12 protein-coding genes are annotated in these 14,437 nt (G+C 58.7%); 9 read left to right on the top strand and 3 right to left on the bottom strand.

Features of this window, described 5'->3' with window-relative positions; genetic code table 11:
- Nucleotides 1-139: 139 nt before the first annotated feature.
- On the bottom strand, nt 140-1,477 hold the full coding sequence (locus NR126_RS22240) for an MmgE/PrpD family protein (RefSeq protein ID WP_105755584.1): 1,338 nt from the start codon (nt 1,475-1,477) through the stop codon (nt 140-142).
- Nucleotides 1,478-1,612: 135 nt separating this feature from the next.
- Nucleotides 1,613-2,572 (bottom strand): LysR family transcriptional regulator, encoded by a 960-nt coding sequence (locus NR126_RS22235; protein WP_027620261.1) that lies wholly within the window; start codon nt 2,570-2,572, stop codon nt 1,613-1,615.
- A 372-nt stretch (nt 2,573-2,944) separates the two neighbouring features.
- On the opposite strand from NR126_RS22235, the gene NR126_RS22230 reads away from it, so the two are divergent.
- The 9 genes from NR126_RS22230 to NR126_RS22190 all read left to right on the top strand — a co-directional run bounded on the left by NR126_RS22230 (nt 2,945) and on the right by NR126_RS22190 (nt 13,586).
- Nucleotides 2,945-3,979 carry a glycine betaine/L-proline ABC transporter ATP-binding protein gene (locus NR126_RS22230; protein ID WP_105755601.1) on the top strand — a complete coding sequence of 345 codons (1,035 nt, stop codon included), beginning with the start codon at nt 2,945-2,947 and terminating at the stop codon, nt 3,977-3,979.
- A gap of 45 nt (nt 3,980-4,024) precedes the next feature.
- Nucleotides 4,025-4,978: a glycine betaine/L-proline ABC transporter permease ProW gene (gene proW, locus NR126_RS22225; protein WP_027620259.1), complete on the top strand. Its 954-nt coding sequence runs from the start codon at nt 4,025-4,027 to the stop codon at nt 4,976-4,978.
- A 57-nt stretch (nt 4,979-5,035) separates the two neighbouring features.
- Nucleotides 5,036-6,061, top strand: a complete 1,026-nt coding sequence (gene proX, locus NR126_RS22220) for a glycine betaine/L-proline ABC transporter substrate-binding protein ProX (RefSeq protein ID WP_256831493.1) — start codon at nt 5,036-5,038, stop codon at nt 6,059-6,061.
- Nucleotides 6,018-7,172, top strand: coding sequence for a GlxA family transcriptional regulator (locus tag NR126_RS22215; protein ID WP_256351003.1), 1,155 nt, complete (start codon nt 6,018-6,020; stop codon nt 7,170-7,172). Before proX ends, NR126_RS22215 begins: the two co-directional genes overlap by 44 nt.
- Nucleotides 7,173-7,310: 138 nt before the next feature.
- A complete protein-coding gene (locus NR126_RS22210) occupies nt 7,311-8,627 on the top strand; it encodes an FAD-binding oxidoreductase (protein ID WP_256831489.1) in 1,317 nt (438 codons plus the stop codon).
- Between the two features lie 67 nt (nt 8,628-8,694).
- Nucleotides 8,695-10,023 (top strand): MFS transporter, encoded by a 1,329-nt coding sequence (locus tag NR126_RS22205; protein ID WP_105755586.1) that lies wholly within the window; start codon nt 8,695-8,697, stop codon nt 10,021-10,023.
- 66 nt (nt 10,024-10,089) lie between these two features.
- Nucleotides 10,090-10,992: a dihydrodipicolinate synthase family protein gene (locus NR126_RS22200; protein WP_027620254.1), complete on the top strand. Its 903-nt coding sequence runs from the start codon at nt 10,090-10,092 to the stop codon at nt 10,990-10,992.
- A gap of 1 nt (nt 10,993) precedes the next feature.
- Nucleotides 10,994-12,484, top strand: a complete 1,491-nt coding sequence (locus tag NR126_RS22195) for an aldehyde dehydrogenase (RefSeq protein WP_027620253.1) — start codon at nt 10,994-10,996, stop codon at nt 12,482-12,484.
- 88 nt (nt 12,485-12,572) lie between these two features.
- Complete coding sequence (locus NR126_RS22190) at nt 12,573-13,586, top strand: GlxA family transcriptional regulator (RefSeq protein WP_256831487.1); 1,014 nt, start codon at nt 12,573-12,575, stop codon at nt 13,584-13,586.
- Nucleotides 13,587-13,669: 83 nt separating this feature from the next.
- Here NR126_RS22190 and NR126_RS22185 read toward each other — a convergent pair whose 3' ends face one another.
- Complete coding sequence (locus tag NR126_RS22185) at nt 13,670-14,248, bottom strand: DJ-1/PfpI family protein (RefSeq protein WP_256831485.1); 579 nt, start codon at nt 14,246-14,248, stop codon at nt 13,670-13,672.
- Between the last annotated feature and the right edge of the window lie 189 nt (nt 14,249-14,437).

The raw sequence follows: 14,437 nt of genomic DNA, 5'->3' as shown, positions 1-14,437 counted from the left end.
CAACTGACTCATCAAGTTGCCGCCTGGCTCGATCGGCTACCGGTCACGATGGGCGCAGCCTATATCGGCCGCGCCGGGCGCCACAAACGACATTTAGGGGAGGCAATCCATGATGTGTAGTTATCGGTTGGACCCTAAATCAATCCACTGCATCAAACAGCGGAGCCAGGGCGGTAATAGCTGACGCTGCATGATCGAGCTGAGTGATCGCCTGTTTCACCGCCAGGCTTCTTTTCTGCCCGAGACCGACAGAGAACAGGTCAAATTTCTGATCCAACTCTTCGGCGCTCAACGCGGTATGCGGGTCGCCTTTGGCGGCGGTAGTTGGGCTGATGAGCACCGTGCCGTTCTTCAGTGTCAGGGTCAGGCGCGAGAGGATTTCGTCCGGGAATCGCGCCGAGATATCGGCGGCTTCGACGATCTCGATTCGTGCGCTCATGGACAGAATGTCGGGCGCGGTAATGGCTGCGCCGGTGACTTCTTCCGGGCCGAGCTTGCCCCTGACGATCAGTGCCGCGAGCGGGAAAGCCAGTGCGTATTGGGCTTGATCGGCGTTGGACGGGGTGTGGCCTTGCAAGCACATCGACTCGTAGAAAGTCTCTACACGCAGGGTTTCGATCGACTGCGCGTCAACTTCAGGGTGCTCGTGCTGCAGCGCCAGCATGGCGGTCAGCGCCGGCTGCGCCCAGCGGCAGACGGGCCAGGGTTTGAAGTACTGGCTATCGATCTCCCAGCGCTGGCCGATGTCGCGCCAATGCTCGGCGACGCTCGGGTCTTCCACGGTTTCGGCGGGCGCACCGGTCAGGCCTTCCCGGGCCATCAGCAGCGCATTCAGACCGACGAAGGCGCCGGCGCCGTGGGCATCGCGCAGCATGGTCGGGGCCTGAACCACTCGCATCATCGGGCAACGAGCGCTGAAGTATTCGGCGATGCCCAGGGCGTGGCGGAATGTTTGTTCATCGAAACCCAGCAAGCGCGAGCCGGCGCAGACCACACCGATTGCAGAGAAGCCACCCGAGGCGTGATAGGTCGCAGACGTGGCCATCAACGCGACGCCAGCGCGCAGGCCAGTCTCGTAGCCGATGCACAGTGCGCTGAGAAACTCATGGCCGCTGATGGCTTTGCCTTGGGCGTGCAGGGCGTCGGCAAGTGCCAGCAGGGCGGGTACGACGGTGGCGCCGGCATGGCCCTTGGACAGGAAGTGGCCTTCATGGGCGTCCAGGCTGTCGGCGGAAAAGCCACCGGCCCACGCCGCGCCCAGCACATTGACCCGCCGGCCATCGAACACCATCCGGCTGGTATAGGCCCCGGCCGGGTAGTGCAGCGTGGCGAAGCGCCGCATCAGTTGGCTGGTGTCATTGCCCGCCGCGCCGGCCATGACCCCGACGATATCGAGCAGGCTGTTCTTGAGGATTTGTCGGGTCTTGGGCGGGGCGTCGAGGAAATCAAAGTCGTGGCAGAAGTGGAAAAGTGACATTAAAGCAGTCCTTCCTGTGGTTGGGCCCGCTTAACAATGGGCCACAGGAGGGGATGGTTCTAGCAACTTTTTGGTAGAGCAATTGATAACCAAAACGGATGGAAAGATCGCTCCCACAGGTATCATGTATCGCCATTACCGGCGTGGAAATTTTGAGAGGATCCATTCCCGGAATCGGCGCAGTTCGTCTTCATTGTCGGCATTCTCCCGACAGTTCAAGTAATGCCAGCTGTTACGTAACTGCACCTCCTGTTCAATCGGCCGCACCAGCAAACCTTGCTCCAACAGCCGCGCCACCAGGTGATTCCAGCCCAGCGCTATTCCTTGGTGAGTCAGCACCATACTGATCAGCAGGTTGTAGTCGTTGGCATTGAAAATCTGCGGGCTGCTGGCGGGGCGGTCGTCGATGTCGATGGCCTGGAACGCCAGCCAGACGCCCCAATCCACATGCTCGGCGACCTGGGAGCGGCCATAGGGGCTGAGGTTCAACAGCGCTGAATCGCGCACGCCTTCGATGGTCGAGATTTCCGGGTGCTGCTTGAGGTACTCCGGTGAACAGACCGGGTAAATGACGTCCTGGCACAGCGGGTAGCTTCTATAACCGTCGCGTATGCGCGAAATCTTGGTAATGAAGATATCCGGCTGAACCCCGGGCTCCATGGTCAGGAAGTTCTGGGTGGTGATCAGGTTGAGTTCGATGTCCTGACTCTGCGCGACAAATTCGGGCAGGTGGCTCGACAGCCAGAGTGCGGAAAAGGCCGGGGAGCAGCAGATGGTCAAAACCTTCTTCTGCGACTGGCTGCTGCGGATACGTTCAGCCGCTTGCGCAATGTTGACGAAGGACAACTGGGCGGCATCGAAAAACAGCGCGCCGGCCGGCGTCAGTTCCACGGCGCGGCCAACCCGGGTAAACAACTGGGCGCCCAGATAACCCTCCAGCTCGCGGATCTGCCGACTGATCGCGGCCTGGGAAACGCACAAGGCCTCGGCCGCACGGGTGAAGCTTTCGTACTTGGCGGCCGCCACAAAAGCCTTCACAGCCCTCAACGAAGGCATCTTCAGCAGGATCGTGTCGGGATCGACATGCTTGGACATTTACTACGTTCTCCTAACGGCACGGCTCCCCAGCGAAGCGCGGGGAGGGTAACGGAACCCTGATGCTGCGGCTACGTTGACGTCGCTGTCGGACCATGGTCGGTCGCACGTGAGCGGTGGGGCAAGGGGTGCGATCAGGCGGCGCCGATCTATAACCCGACGTTATCAAAATATCCCTGTAAATGTAGTTGGATTTGAAAAGGCGATGCTAATAAATTTGAAACATCCCTCTTTCCTGGGCTTTAAAAATAATAAAAGGAAGATCGTCGTGAAACTACGTAATGACTACCGCTGCCGTTCAAAAATAAATCCGCTGTTTAGCAGTTCGCTTGAGGCGGATCCTGCTGAACACCAAGGAGGCAAGGTATGAATATGAATGACATCGACGAGATTATTTCCGTCAAAAACGTTTTTAAAGTATTTGGTGCGCAACCCCAACTGGCCATGAAGATGATCGGGGAAGGCGCCACCAAAGCTGAAGTCTTCCAGAAAACCGGCCAGGCCATCGGCGTGTTTGACGCGAATTTCGCCGTTCGCCGTGGTGAGATTTTTGTCATAATGGGCTTGTCGGGCTCTGGCAAATCAACCATGGTCAGATTGTTCAACCGCTTGATCGAACCTACGTCCGGATCGATCTTTCTGAATGGCAAGGAAATCACCGGGCTGGGCGACAAAGACCTGTTGCAAGTGCGTCGCAAAGACATGGGCATGGTCTTTCAATCCTTCGCGCTGATGCCCCACATGAGCGTTATCGATAACGTCAGCTTTGGTCTTGAAATCAGTGGCGTCAGTGAAAAAGAACGCTATTGCCGGGCCATGGGTGCTCTTCAACAAGTCGGGCTTTCCGGCCAGGAATACAGTTTCCCCCATCAGTTGTCCGGTGGCATGCAGCAACGTGTAGGCCTGGCGCGCGCCCTGGCCAACGACCCGGCGATTCTGCTGATGGACGAAGCCTTCTCGGCCCTGGACCCGATGATCCGCAGCGAAATGCAGGGTGAGTTGATCAAACTTCAGGCCGAGCAGAACCGCACGATCATCTTTATTTCCCACGACATCGAAGAGGCCGTGCGCATTGGCCACCGCATCGCAATCATGGAAGGCGGGCGTGTCGTGCAGATCGGGACACCGCGCGAGCTGCTGTGTAACCCGGTCAATAACTATGTCCGCGACTTCTTCAATGGTTTCGATACTAGTCGAATTCTCAAGGCCGGGGATATCGCCCAGCAAGACTCGACGATCACCTATCAACCCGGCCGCCAGACGCCTGTCAAAGCGGACGCTTCCTTGAGAGAAATACTGCATATCGTCGCTGCCTCGGCAACTCCAACTCCGGTGGTTGATGAAATTGGCCTGTACAAAGGCTGTATTTCCCAAGGCCATCTTCTGAGCTGTCTGAATAACCATTAATTGCAATGATCAGAAGGCTTGTTAGTTCTGAGGCGAGGAAGAATCATGTCGGACTTTAACTTTTTGGACCCCTTTCAAACTTTCAATATTCCATTGGGGTCGTGGGTTGAAACAGCTCTTAAATATCTGGTTCACAACTTCCGGGAAGTGTTCCGGTCGATTCGTTGGCCGGTAGACCAGGTGCTCGATGGTGTGCAGTGGGGATTACTCTCAGTACCGCCTCTGGTCTTCATCATTATTGCCGGCTTGATCAGTTGGCAGATCGGCGGTAAACGCATCGCTATCTTTAGCGTGGCCACCCTGACCGGAATCGGACTGATCGGCGTGTGGAACGATGCCATGGTCACGTTGGCGCTGGTACTGACTTCGCTGTTGTTCTGTGCGGTTATCGGCATTCCCCTCGGCATCCTGTGTGCCCGCAACGATCGCACCGAAATGATCGTCCGCCCGGTGCTGGATGCGATGCAAACCTTGCCGGCCTTCGTGTACCTGGTGCCGGTGGTGATGTTGTTCGGCATCGGTAACGTGCCCGGTGTGATTGTCACCATCATTTTCTCCGTGGCACCGCTGGTGCGCCTGACCAATTTGGGCATCCGCCAGGTGCCGGCCGACAAGGTCGAAGCGGCGCGGGCCTTTGGCTGTACGGCCACGCAGATGCTTATGAAGGTCCAGTTGCCGCTGGCGGCGCCGACCATGATGGCGGGTTTGAACCAGACCCTGATGCTGTCCCTGTCGATGGTGGTGGTCGCGTCGATGATCTCAGTCGGCGGTCTCGGCCTGATGGTATTGAGCGGCATCGGTCGCCTCGACATGGGGCTGGCCAGTGTCGGCGGTGCAGGCCTGGTACTGCTCGCGGTATTCCTCGACCGTCTGACCCAGGCCATGGGGCAGCGTAGCAGTGATTTGGCCTCCGGACAGCGTTGGTACGAGACCGGACCTGTGGGCCTTGTCCTGAAACTCAAGAAAAAGAAAAGCGTGACGCGCCCAGTGACTAATTAAGGTGCCGGTTCAACTATTCCTGCCCACTAAAACTACAACCCAAAGCGTGGTGAAAAAATGAAACTTGCAGATCTCAAGAAAACGCTCGTTGCGAGTCTGGTTGCTTCGGTGTTTGGTGCAATTGCCTGTTCGGCGGTATATGCCGCTGATGCAAACAAGCCAGGGGCCGGCGTTTCCATCACGCCGATCTTCCCGACGATCGCCGAGGAGCGGTTCCGTGGCGAAATAGCCATGGCCGGCCTCAGAGACCTGGGTTATGACGTCAAACAACCCAAGGAAACCGACTATCCCGCGATGTTTTTGGCGCTGTCCTACGGCGACGCGGATTTCACCGTCCACGAGTGGGAGCACCTGCATGAGGATTTCTACGACAAGGCCGGTGGCGATGATTCGATGACCAAGGTCGGGCAGGTCATGAAAGGCGTCCTGCAGGGTTACGTCATCGACAAGAAAACCGCTGACGCTTATCAGATCAAGGATCTTGCCGACCTGAAGAAACCGGAGATTGCCAAGCTGTTCGACAGCAATGGCGACGGCAAGGCCGATCTGACCGGCTGCAATCCGGGCTGGGGGTGTGAGGTGATGATCGAGCATCACATGAAAGCCTATGGCCTCGGCCCGACAGTGGTCGACAACCGCGGTTCGTACTTTGCGCTGATGGCCGACACCATCGCCCGTTTCCAGCAAGGCAAGCCGGTTCTGTATTTCACCTGGGTCCCGCAGTGGATCGCCAGCGTGCTGGTTGAAGGGCGTGACGTGGTCTGGCTGCCGGTGCCCTTCACCTCATTGCCGGATGGCAAGGAAAGCAAGGACACCTTCTATCAAGGGAAAAACCTCGGCTTTCCGGTGGATACCATCAACGCCGTGGTGAACAAGGAATTCGCCGAGAAGAACCCGGTAGCGGTCAAGTTCCTCTCCGAATACCAGATCACCACCGACGACGAAAGTGCGCAGAATCTGCGCATGCAGAAGGGTGAAAAGTCCCTCGCCGACATCAAGCGACATGCCGCCGAATGGATCAAGGCTCACCAGAGCGAGTATGACAAATGGCTGGCTGACGCGCGGGCTGCCGCCAAAAACTAAATATGGCTTGCCAACGTTTCAAGTGATTGTGATCAGGTGGAAAATAATGGGTACCTTCCAAAGCACGTTGAAGTTCCAGAACAGCGGATTTCGGCAAACTACAGATTCAATAGGTCATGAAAAAGTAGTGCAGGTTGCATTCATTCTGCTTGATCACTTTTCACTGACCACGCTTTCAACGGCAATGGATGCCCTGGCCACCGGCAACTTGATCAGCAGCCAGACGATTTACAAGGTTTCCACTTACTCGCTGCAAGGCGGTCTGGTTGAAAGTGATATCGGCGTCGCGCTTTCTTCGGAACGGCTGGTGCCGGAGCAGTTTAACTGCGACGCGGTGATTGTCGTAGGAGGGCAGCGTGTCAGGCTGTTCGCCAATCCTTTACTGCGTCGGGTATTGAAAAAGACCGCCACTGGCAAGGGTATCGTCGCCGGCGTCTGGAATGCCGCGTTCTACCTGGCGGACGCCGGTTTGCTCGATCGTCAGGACAGTGCGTGCCACGCCGATAGTTGCGCGTTGATGTACGAGTATTTTCCTCAGGTGAAAATCACCGCTGCGGATTTTGTCTTCGAACAGCGCCGTGGCACCTGCTCCAGCGCAGCCTCGGCACTCGACATGACCCTGGCGATCATGCAGGAGCTGGGTGCTCGGGGCGATGCCGGGCTGACCGGGGAAATCAGGCGCGTGCACCAACCCAAGGCCGCGCAACACCGCGAGGCGGGGGTCGCCCTGGTGGCGAAGGCGATTCCGCGGCCGCTTAACATCGCGCTGAACCTGATGGAAAACCATATCGAGGCGCCGATGGAAATCGAAGAGATCGCCAGTCAGGTCGGTGTCTCACGGCGGCAACTTGAACGACGCTTCGCACGCTATTTGAATGCCGCGCCCAATCGCTACTATCTGGAGTTGCGTCTGACCCGGGCACGACAACTTATTGTGCAAAGCGATCGCTCGTTGACCGATGTTGCATTGGCCACCGGATTTGTCAGTTACCCGCATTTCTATAAACGCTTCAAGGATCTGTTTGGCCTGCCGCCCATGACCTATCGCGATAATTATTATTGTGATGACGCTGCCAGTGCCGGGAGATATGCAATTGCCACGAACTGTTGACGGACGTCGACACGTACTGACACCACGACTTGTTTGGAAGTAATCAATGGTGGGCATGAAGTTGCCTGGCAGGGCGTCGAGTGGGCGATCGGCAGTGGGTTTCAATTAAAGCAATTCAATAATAAGCGGTCCAAGACTATGAAAGTTACTTCGTTACCCGCCGATGATAAAAGTTGTGGCTGGTTTCACCTGAGCCGCCCGCGCATACCGCAGCCAGCGCACCAGGGACATACCAGCGCGCGCTGGGTGATTATTGGCGCGGGGTTCACCGGACTGGCCGCTGCGCGCCAACTGGCGCTTAATTTTCCTGATGACGAAGTGGTATTGGTCGAGGCACAGGAAGTGGGCCTGGGTCCATCCGGGCGCAACGCCGGCTTTGCCATCGATTTGCCCCATGACATCGGTGCCGACGACTACATCGGCGATATCAACCTCGCCCGCACCAGCCTCAAGCTCAATCTGGCCGGGCAGTCGATCTTGCGTGAGCTGGTCAGTCAGTTCGACATTGATTGCCAGATGAAAGCCTGCGGCAAGTACCAGGCGGCCGTGGAAGATCGCGGCATCGCGGTGCTCGAGGCGTACCGACGAGGGCTGGATAAACTCGAACAGCCTTATCAGATGATCGACGCCGAAGAGTTGCCCGGGTATCTGGGCACGCACTTTTATCGCAAGGCGTTGTACACCCCTGGCGCGATTCTGATTCAGCCATCGGCGCTGGTGAAAGGGCTGGCTGACAGCCTGCCGGACAACGTCAAGCTGTATGAGCGCACACCGATTCTGCAAGTGGAGTACGGCGCGAAAACGCTGCTCAAGCACGCCAACGGCAGTATCAGTGCCGACAAGCTGATTTTGGCCAATAACTCGTTCGGCATGCGCTTCGGCTTCCTCCAGGGGCGCATGTTGCCCATCTACACCTACGCCAGCATCACTCGCCCGCTGAGTGAAGAAGAACAGGCACGTCTGGGGGGTAAGCCGTACTGGGGCGCCATTCCGGCAGATCCGTTCGGTACCACCGTCAGGCGCACCCCGGATAACCGCCTGCTGATCAGAAATAGTTTCAGCTTCAACCCGGACGGGCGCAGCAACAGCAAATACAACGAGCGTTTTGTCCGTCGCCATAAAGCCTCGTTCGATCAACGCTTCCCGATGCTCCCTAGTGTGAATTTCGAATACACCTGGGGCGGAGCACTGGCCATGTCGCGTAACCACAACGGTTTCTTCGGTGAGTTGGCGCCCAATGTCTACGGCGCCCTGGGTTGCAATGGCCTGGGTGTAACGCGCGGAACAGTGACTGGGAAACTGCTTGCCGACTGGCTCGCGGGCGACCGCAGCGGGCTGATCGAGTTTCTGTTGCACGCACCAGGGCCGAACAGTAATCCGCCCGAACCTTTTCTTTCGCTGGGGGTGAACATGAACCTCAAGTGGGGGCAATTCCGCGCTGGCAGAGAAAGCTGAGTCACCTCATCCGGACACCCACTTGCAAGTGCGATGCGCTTTCCGATGTCGAATACAAGGATAAGAAATGAACAACGTTGGTGTTTCAATTGAGGATGTCCCGCTCAACCGCTTTCATCGTCTGCTGACGGTTCGCGCGGCGGGTGGTTCCTTTGTCGATGGCTACGTCCTCAGCATCATCGGCGTCGCGCTGATACACATGTCCAAGTCCCTGGCCCTGGATGATTTCTGGGAGGGCATGATTGCCGCTTCGGCGCTCATCGGGATCTTTTTCGGCGGCTTCCTCGGCGGTTGGCTCACCGACATTCTGGGGCGCAAACGCCTGTTGTTCGCTGGCCCCAGCATCTTCATCGTCGCCTCCCTGGCCCAATACTGGGTCGACTCGGCCATTGCCCTGTTTTTCCTGCGGCTCTTGCTCGGCGTGGCGGTGGGCATTGAATACCCGGTGGCCACCTCGCTGTTGGTGGAGTTCCTGCCGCGCAAATACCGTGGCCCACGCCTGGCGATGCTGACCATCATGTGGTTCACCGGTGCTGCCATGGCCTATATCGTCGGCGAACTTATGTTCAAGCTCTGCGGAGCGGACGCCTGGCGTCTGGTATTGGCCAGCGCTTCGATCATCGGTGCGCTGCTGTTTCTCGTGCGTATTGGTACGCCGGAATCGCCCCGCTGGTTGCTGAGCAAGGGCCGCCCCGCCGAGGCAGACGCTATTATCAAGCAGGTCTACGGTACGGACTTTTCCCTGCAGAACCTGCCGGAACAGTCCAGCGGCGGGAAAGTCAGCATCGCCCATCTGCTGCATTCCGGCTACGGCAAACGCATGCTGTTCGTGGTGGTGTTCTGGACCTGTTCGGTGGTCCCGTTGTTCGCCGTCTACGCCTTTGCGCCAAGGGTATTGGCCGCCCTGAACCTGCAAGGTGACTGGGCATCGCTGGGCTCGATCGCCATTACCCTGTTCTTCGTCATCGGCTGCGTGATCTCTACACGAATCATCAATCGGGTGGGGCGGCGCAATCTGCTGATCTACAGCTTCCTGTGTTCCGGCCTAGCGCTGCTTGGTCTGGCCATCGGTCACGCCGGTCCAAGTGGCCTGGTGCTGTTCTTCTTCATTGCCTACGCGCTGTTCATTGGCGGCGCCCAAGTGCTGACGCTGGTGTACCCCAACGAATTGTTCCCCACGGAAATTCGCGCCTTTGCCGTGGGGATGGGCACCTCGCTGTCACGCGTCGGCGCTGCTGCCGGCACGTATCTGGTGCCGATTTCCCTGAGCACTTTGGGGATCGCCGAAACGATGTATGCCGCTGCGGGCGTCACCCTGGTCGGGCTGCTGCTGTCCTGGGTCCTGGCGCCTGAAACCCGGTCGCTGAATCTGCAACAGGCTGCATCGCTGAATTAACCGTTTTTCCAACCCGACTGATGACAGTCGAGGGCAACCAACCTGCAAACCACTGGAGACAACCTCATGAACTTCGACGGCATTTTTACCCCTGCGATCACGCCACTGACTGCGGATGGGCAGATCGATCACCCGGCCTTCGCCGAGGTGCTGGAGTACCTGATCGAGTCCAGGGTCCACGGCATCGTCATTGGTGGTTCTACCGGTGAGTATTACGCGCAGACCGCGACCGAGCGCGTCGAGCTGGCCAAGCGCGCGAAGGATGTGATCAACGGGCGCCTGCCGCTGGTCGTCGGTACTGGCGGTATCCGCACCGAAGACTCTGTGTACTTCGCCGAAAAGGCCAAGGAGATCGAAGCCGATGCGCTGCTGGTGGGATCGCCGCCTTACGCCTTGCCGACCCAGAAGGAAATCGCCTCTCATGTGCTGGCCGTGGATCAGGCCGCCGGGCTGCCGATCATGCTCTACAACTATCCGGCACGCATGGGCGTGGCCATGGGCGACGAGTTCTTCGCTGCGGTGGCCCAGTGCAAGAACATCGTCGCGATCAAGGAAAGCTCGGGGGAGATGAGCCGTCTGCATCGGCTGGCGCATTCCCATCCCCAGATTCAGATCTCCTGCGGTTGGGACGATCAGGCCCTGGAGTTCTTCGCCTGGGGCGCCCGCAGCTGGGTTTGCGCCGGTTCCAACTTCATCCCGCGTGAACACGTGGCGCTCTACGAAGCCTGCGTGATTGAAAAAGACTTCGCCAAGGGGCGTCGCATCATGTCGGCCATGTTGCCGCTGATGGACTTCCTCGAAAGCGGCAAGTTCGTCCAGTCGATCAAACACGGCAGTGAGTTGAACGGACTGCGCACCGGTGGCGTGCGTGCGCCCTTGCAACCGCTCGAAGCGTCCGAGAAGCAGGCGTTGAAAGAGGTGATCCAGACCCTGAAACAGAACGTCGGCGCTATCGTCGGGGAGGTTTGAAATGGCAGATTTATTGACCAAAGAGGCCTATCGCGACCTGGCCGGCAAGCTCGAGTTTCGCACTCAGGCCTTTATCGACGGCCAGTTTCGCGCTGCGCAATCGGGCAACACCTTCACCACGACCAACCCGGCCACCGGTGATGTGCTGGCCGAGATTGCTGCCTGCGATTCGCGGGATGTCGACGTGGCCGTCGCGGCAGCCAAGGCCGCTTTTGACGACGCGCGCTGGCATGGGCTGGCGCCTGTTGCACGCAAGTCCGTGTTGCTACGGTTCGCGCAACTGCTGGAAGACAACGCCCATGAACTGGCGGTGCTCGAAAGCCTGGACAGCGGCAAACCCATTCGTGAATGCCAGAACGTCGACGTTCCGGAGACCATCCATACGTTGCGCTGGCATGCCGAGCTGATCGACAAGGTTTATGATTCGACTGCGCCGACAGGCTCTGGCGCGGTCACCATGGTCGTGCGCGAGCCCATCGGCGTAGTCGGCCTGGTCCTGCCATGGAACTTCCCGCTGCTGATGCTCGCCTGGAAAATCGGCCCGTCTCTGGCCGCCGGTTGTTCGATCGTGGTCAAACCGGCCAAGGAAACCACCTTGAGTACGCTGCGCGTGGTCGAGTTGGCCTATCAGGCGGGAGTCCCGGCGGGCGTGTTCAACGTAGTGCCTGGCGGTGGCAAGGAGGCGGGCGAACCATTGGGCCGGCACGCGCATGTGTCGATGGTCAGCTTCACCGGCTCGACCGACACCGGGCGGCTGTTTCTCAAATACTCCAGTGAATCGAACCTCAAGCGCATCGTGCTGGAGTGCGGCGGCAAGAATCCGGCAGTGGTGATGGATGATGTCGAAGACATCAATCAAGTCGCCCAGCACGTGGTCAACGGTGCCTTCTGGAACATGGGCGAAAACTGCTCGGCGTCGTCGCGCCTGATCGTTCACAAGGATATCAAGGACGCGTTGTTGCAGCGCGTTCAGGTGCACCTGGCCGATTGGCAAATGGGTGATCCACTCGACCCGCAAAACCGTCTGGGGTCGATGATCAGCAAGGCTCACTTTGAAAAAGTGCGCTCTTACATCGAACATGCCAAGCAGGAGAAACTCGAGGTGCTCGCCGGTGGGAACACTGCCGGGGAGATCTTTGTGCAGCCGACCATCGTCGACGGAGTAGGGCGCGACAACCGCTTGTTCCAGGAAGAAATCTTCGGCCCGGTGCTGAGCGTGACAACCTTCAGTACCCTGGACGAAGCGATCGAACTGGCCAACGACACCGCCTACGGCCTCGCCGCGTCGGCCTACACCGGCAACCTGCGCAACGCCTTGAAGCTCTCTCGCGGCATTCGCGCCGGCATCGTCACCGTCAACTGTTTCGGTGAGGGCGATGCGTCCACGCCGTTCGGCGGGTACAAGGAATCCGGCTTCGGTGGTCGGGACAAGTCCATCTGGGCCCACGACCAATACACCGAGCTGAAGACCATCTGGATCGACGCATCCTGATAGACATTTGAATGTTGTGATGCAAGGATCGCCTCAACCTCATTGGTTGGGGCGATCCTCGTGCTGGTTCGAGCGGAGTGGGTTTTCAGTGATAGAACAACGCAATTTTTGCGGAACCATCAAGGGCAAGAATCTCCGCTATCTCAAGGATGGCAATCCGGCGCCTGCTTCACGTGCGGCGGTGGGTTTTATCCTGCTCGATCACTTCTCCCTGCCGTCTTTCACCAACGCACTCGATGCGCTGGTGACCGCCAACCTGTTGCGGGCGGATCTTTACAGCACCTGTACCTTTACCCTCGATGGCCAGGAAGTGATAAGCGACCTGGGTATCATCATCCGCCCGGACCACGATCTTGCGACCTATCCGCTGGCGGATTTGAAGTTGTTGGTCGTCTGCGGTGGCCTGCGCACGCCACTGCGCGCCGATGCGCAGTTGCGCACTTTGTTGAAGAAAGTGGCCGACAAGGGCGTGGCGCTCGCCGGCCTGTGGAACGGTGCCTGGTTCATCGGGGAAGCGGGTCTGCTGGACGCCTACCGCTGTGCCATTCACCCGGAACATCGGCCAGCGCTGGCGGAGGCTGCGCAACACAGCCAGGTCACCAGCGAAAGCTTCATGGTCGATCGCGATCGTTACACCGCGGCCAGCCCCGGCGGGGCGTTTCACATGGTGCTGGAATGGATCGGCCAGGCCCACGGCGCGGGCCTTGTGGAAGGCATCAGCGATATCCTAGCGTTTGAAGCCTCGAAGTATCGACGGCTGAACCCGACGCTGCACGTCAAGATGGCGGCGCCGTTGCGCGAGATCGTCAAACTGATGGAGGCGAATCTGGAGGAGCCGCTGGATCTGGGACAAATGTCGAGTCTGGTCAAGCTGTCCCGGCGGCAGATCGAGCGGCTGTTCCGGTCGCAATTGGGGACTACGCCGTTGCGTTATTACCTCGAACTTCGGGTCACCGAAGCGCGGCGGTTGCTGCAGCATTCCCGGCTGTCCATCGTCCAGGTCGCGGTGGCGTGCGGGTTCGTCTCGCCGAGCCATTTCAGCAAGTGCTACACGGCTTATTTTGGTAATTCGCCGTCCAGAGAGGTGCGGTTGGAGTTTTGACGGAGGTTACCCGGGAATGGGAGCTTGCGATCTGTTGCGGCGATGCGCCGCCCGCAGCAAGCTCGCTCCCTCAGGGGACGGTGCTAAGCGCCGATCCCATGCTCCGCCGCCAACATCGATCTGAACTGCGAAACGCTCTCTGCAGCGAGCCCGGCCGCTTCGAACACCGCACAGGTGAAGCTGACCGGTGCAGTACCTGGCGCCGTGATGATGCGCTCTGCTGACACGGCTACCGCGCTGCTTTGATAAAGGCCGTGGCCTGCATACCCTTCGGCATGCTGTTGCAGGAACTCAGCGCTGTTCGAGGTATGGGAAACGGTATCGAGCAGCCCGGCCCGCGCCAATGCCAGGGTCCCGCCGCAGATACCGGCAAGGGTCGCGCCACCGGCACGACTGGTTTGCAGGAAGTCTCGTAAATCCGGCGCTGCCGGACCCTCCCAGGCAAATCCGCCAACCACCACGACCACCTCCGGTTGCCAATCAAGACAGTCCTGCAGACTGCTTTGAACGATGACGGTCAGTCCACCTTGCGAGCACAGCTGCCCGGGTTCGGGGGTGAAAAACCTGAGATCTATCCCGTAGAAGGGCGCTGCGGTTCCTGCGATGAATGCGTATTCCCAGTCCGCAAAACCGGGGGTCAGTATCAAGCCTATCCGTGCCATCGTCACAACGCTCCATGAATGCCGAGATTACAGAACGGCAGCATACAGAACTCATCCTCCCTTGCCGCGCATGCGGTTTGCAAAGCCCATCAGCCGCGCTCGAAAGCTCAAGTCTGAACTAAACTTTCAGGTGCACTGGCGAATGCAGAGTGCGGGCACGGATGTACCAAAAGCGGGAGCAACCAGTCA

The sequence above is a fragment of the Pseudomonas sp. Pse1 genome (assembly GCF_024519635.1).
Lineage (GTDB): Bacteria > Pseudomonadota > Gammaproteobacteria > Pseudomonadales > Pseudomonadaceae > Aquipseudomonas.
This window is presented reverse-complemented; position numbering and strand designations above follow the sequence as displayed.

Coding starts and splice junctions, on each gene's coding strand:
- NR126_RS22240 (WP_105755584.1), bottom strand. CDS start 1,477: ATGTCACTTTTCCACTTCTGCCACGACTTTGATTTCCTCGACGCCCCG.
- NR126_RS22185 (WP_256831485.1), bottom strand. CDS start 14,248: ATGGCACGGATAGGCTTGATACTGACCCCCGGTTTTGCGGACTGGGAA.
- NR126_RS22205 (WP_105755586.1), top strand. CDS start 8,695: ATGAACAACGTTGGTGTTTCAATTGAGGATGTCCCGCTCAACCGCTTT.
- NR126_RS22195 (WP_027620253.1), top strand. CDS start 10,994: ATGGCAGATTTATTGACCAAAGAGGCCTATCGCGACCTGGCCGGCAAG.
- proX (WP_256831493.1), top strand. CDS start 5,036: ATGAAACTTGCAGATCTCAAGAAAACGCTCGTTGCGAGTCTGGTTGCT.
- NR126_RS22215 (WP_256351003.1), top strand. CDS start 6,018: ATGACAAATGGCTGGCTGACGCGCGGGCTGCCGCCAAAAACTAAATAT.
- NR126_RS22230 (WP_105755601.1), top strand. CDS start 2,945: ATGAATGACATCGACGAGATTATTTCCGTCAAAAACGTTTTTAAAGTA.
- NR126_RS22210 (WP_256831489.1), top strand. CDS start 7,311: ATGAAAGTTACTTCGTTACCCGCCGATGATAAAAGTTGTGGCTGGTTT.
- NR126_RS22235 (WP_027620261.1), bottom strand. CDS start 2,572: ATGTCCAAGCATGTCGATCCCGACACGATCCTGCTGAAGATGCCTTCG.
- NR126_RS22200 (WP_027620254.1), top strand. CDS start 10,090: ATGAACTTCGACGGCATTTTTACCCCTGCGATCACGCCACTGACTGCG.
- proW (WP_027620259.1), top strand. CDS start 4,025: ATGTCGGACTTTAACTTTTTGGACCCCTTTCAAACTTTCAATATTCCA.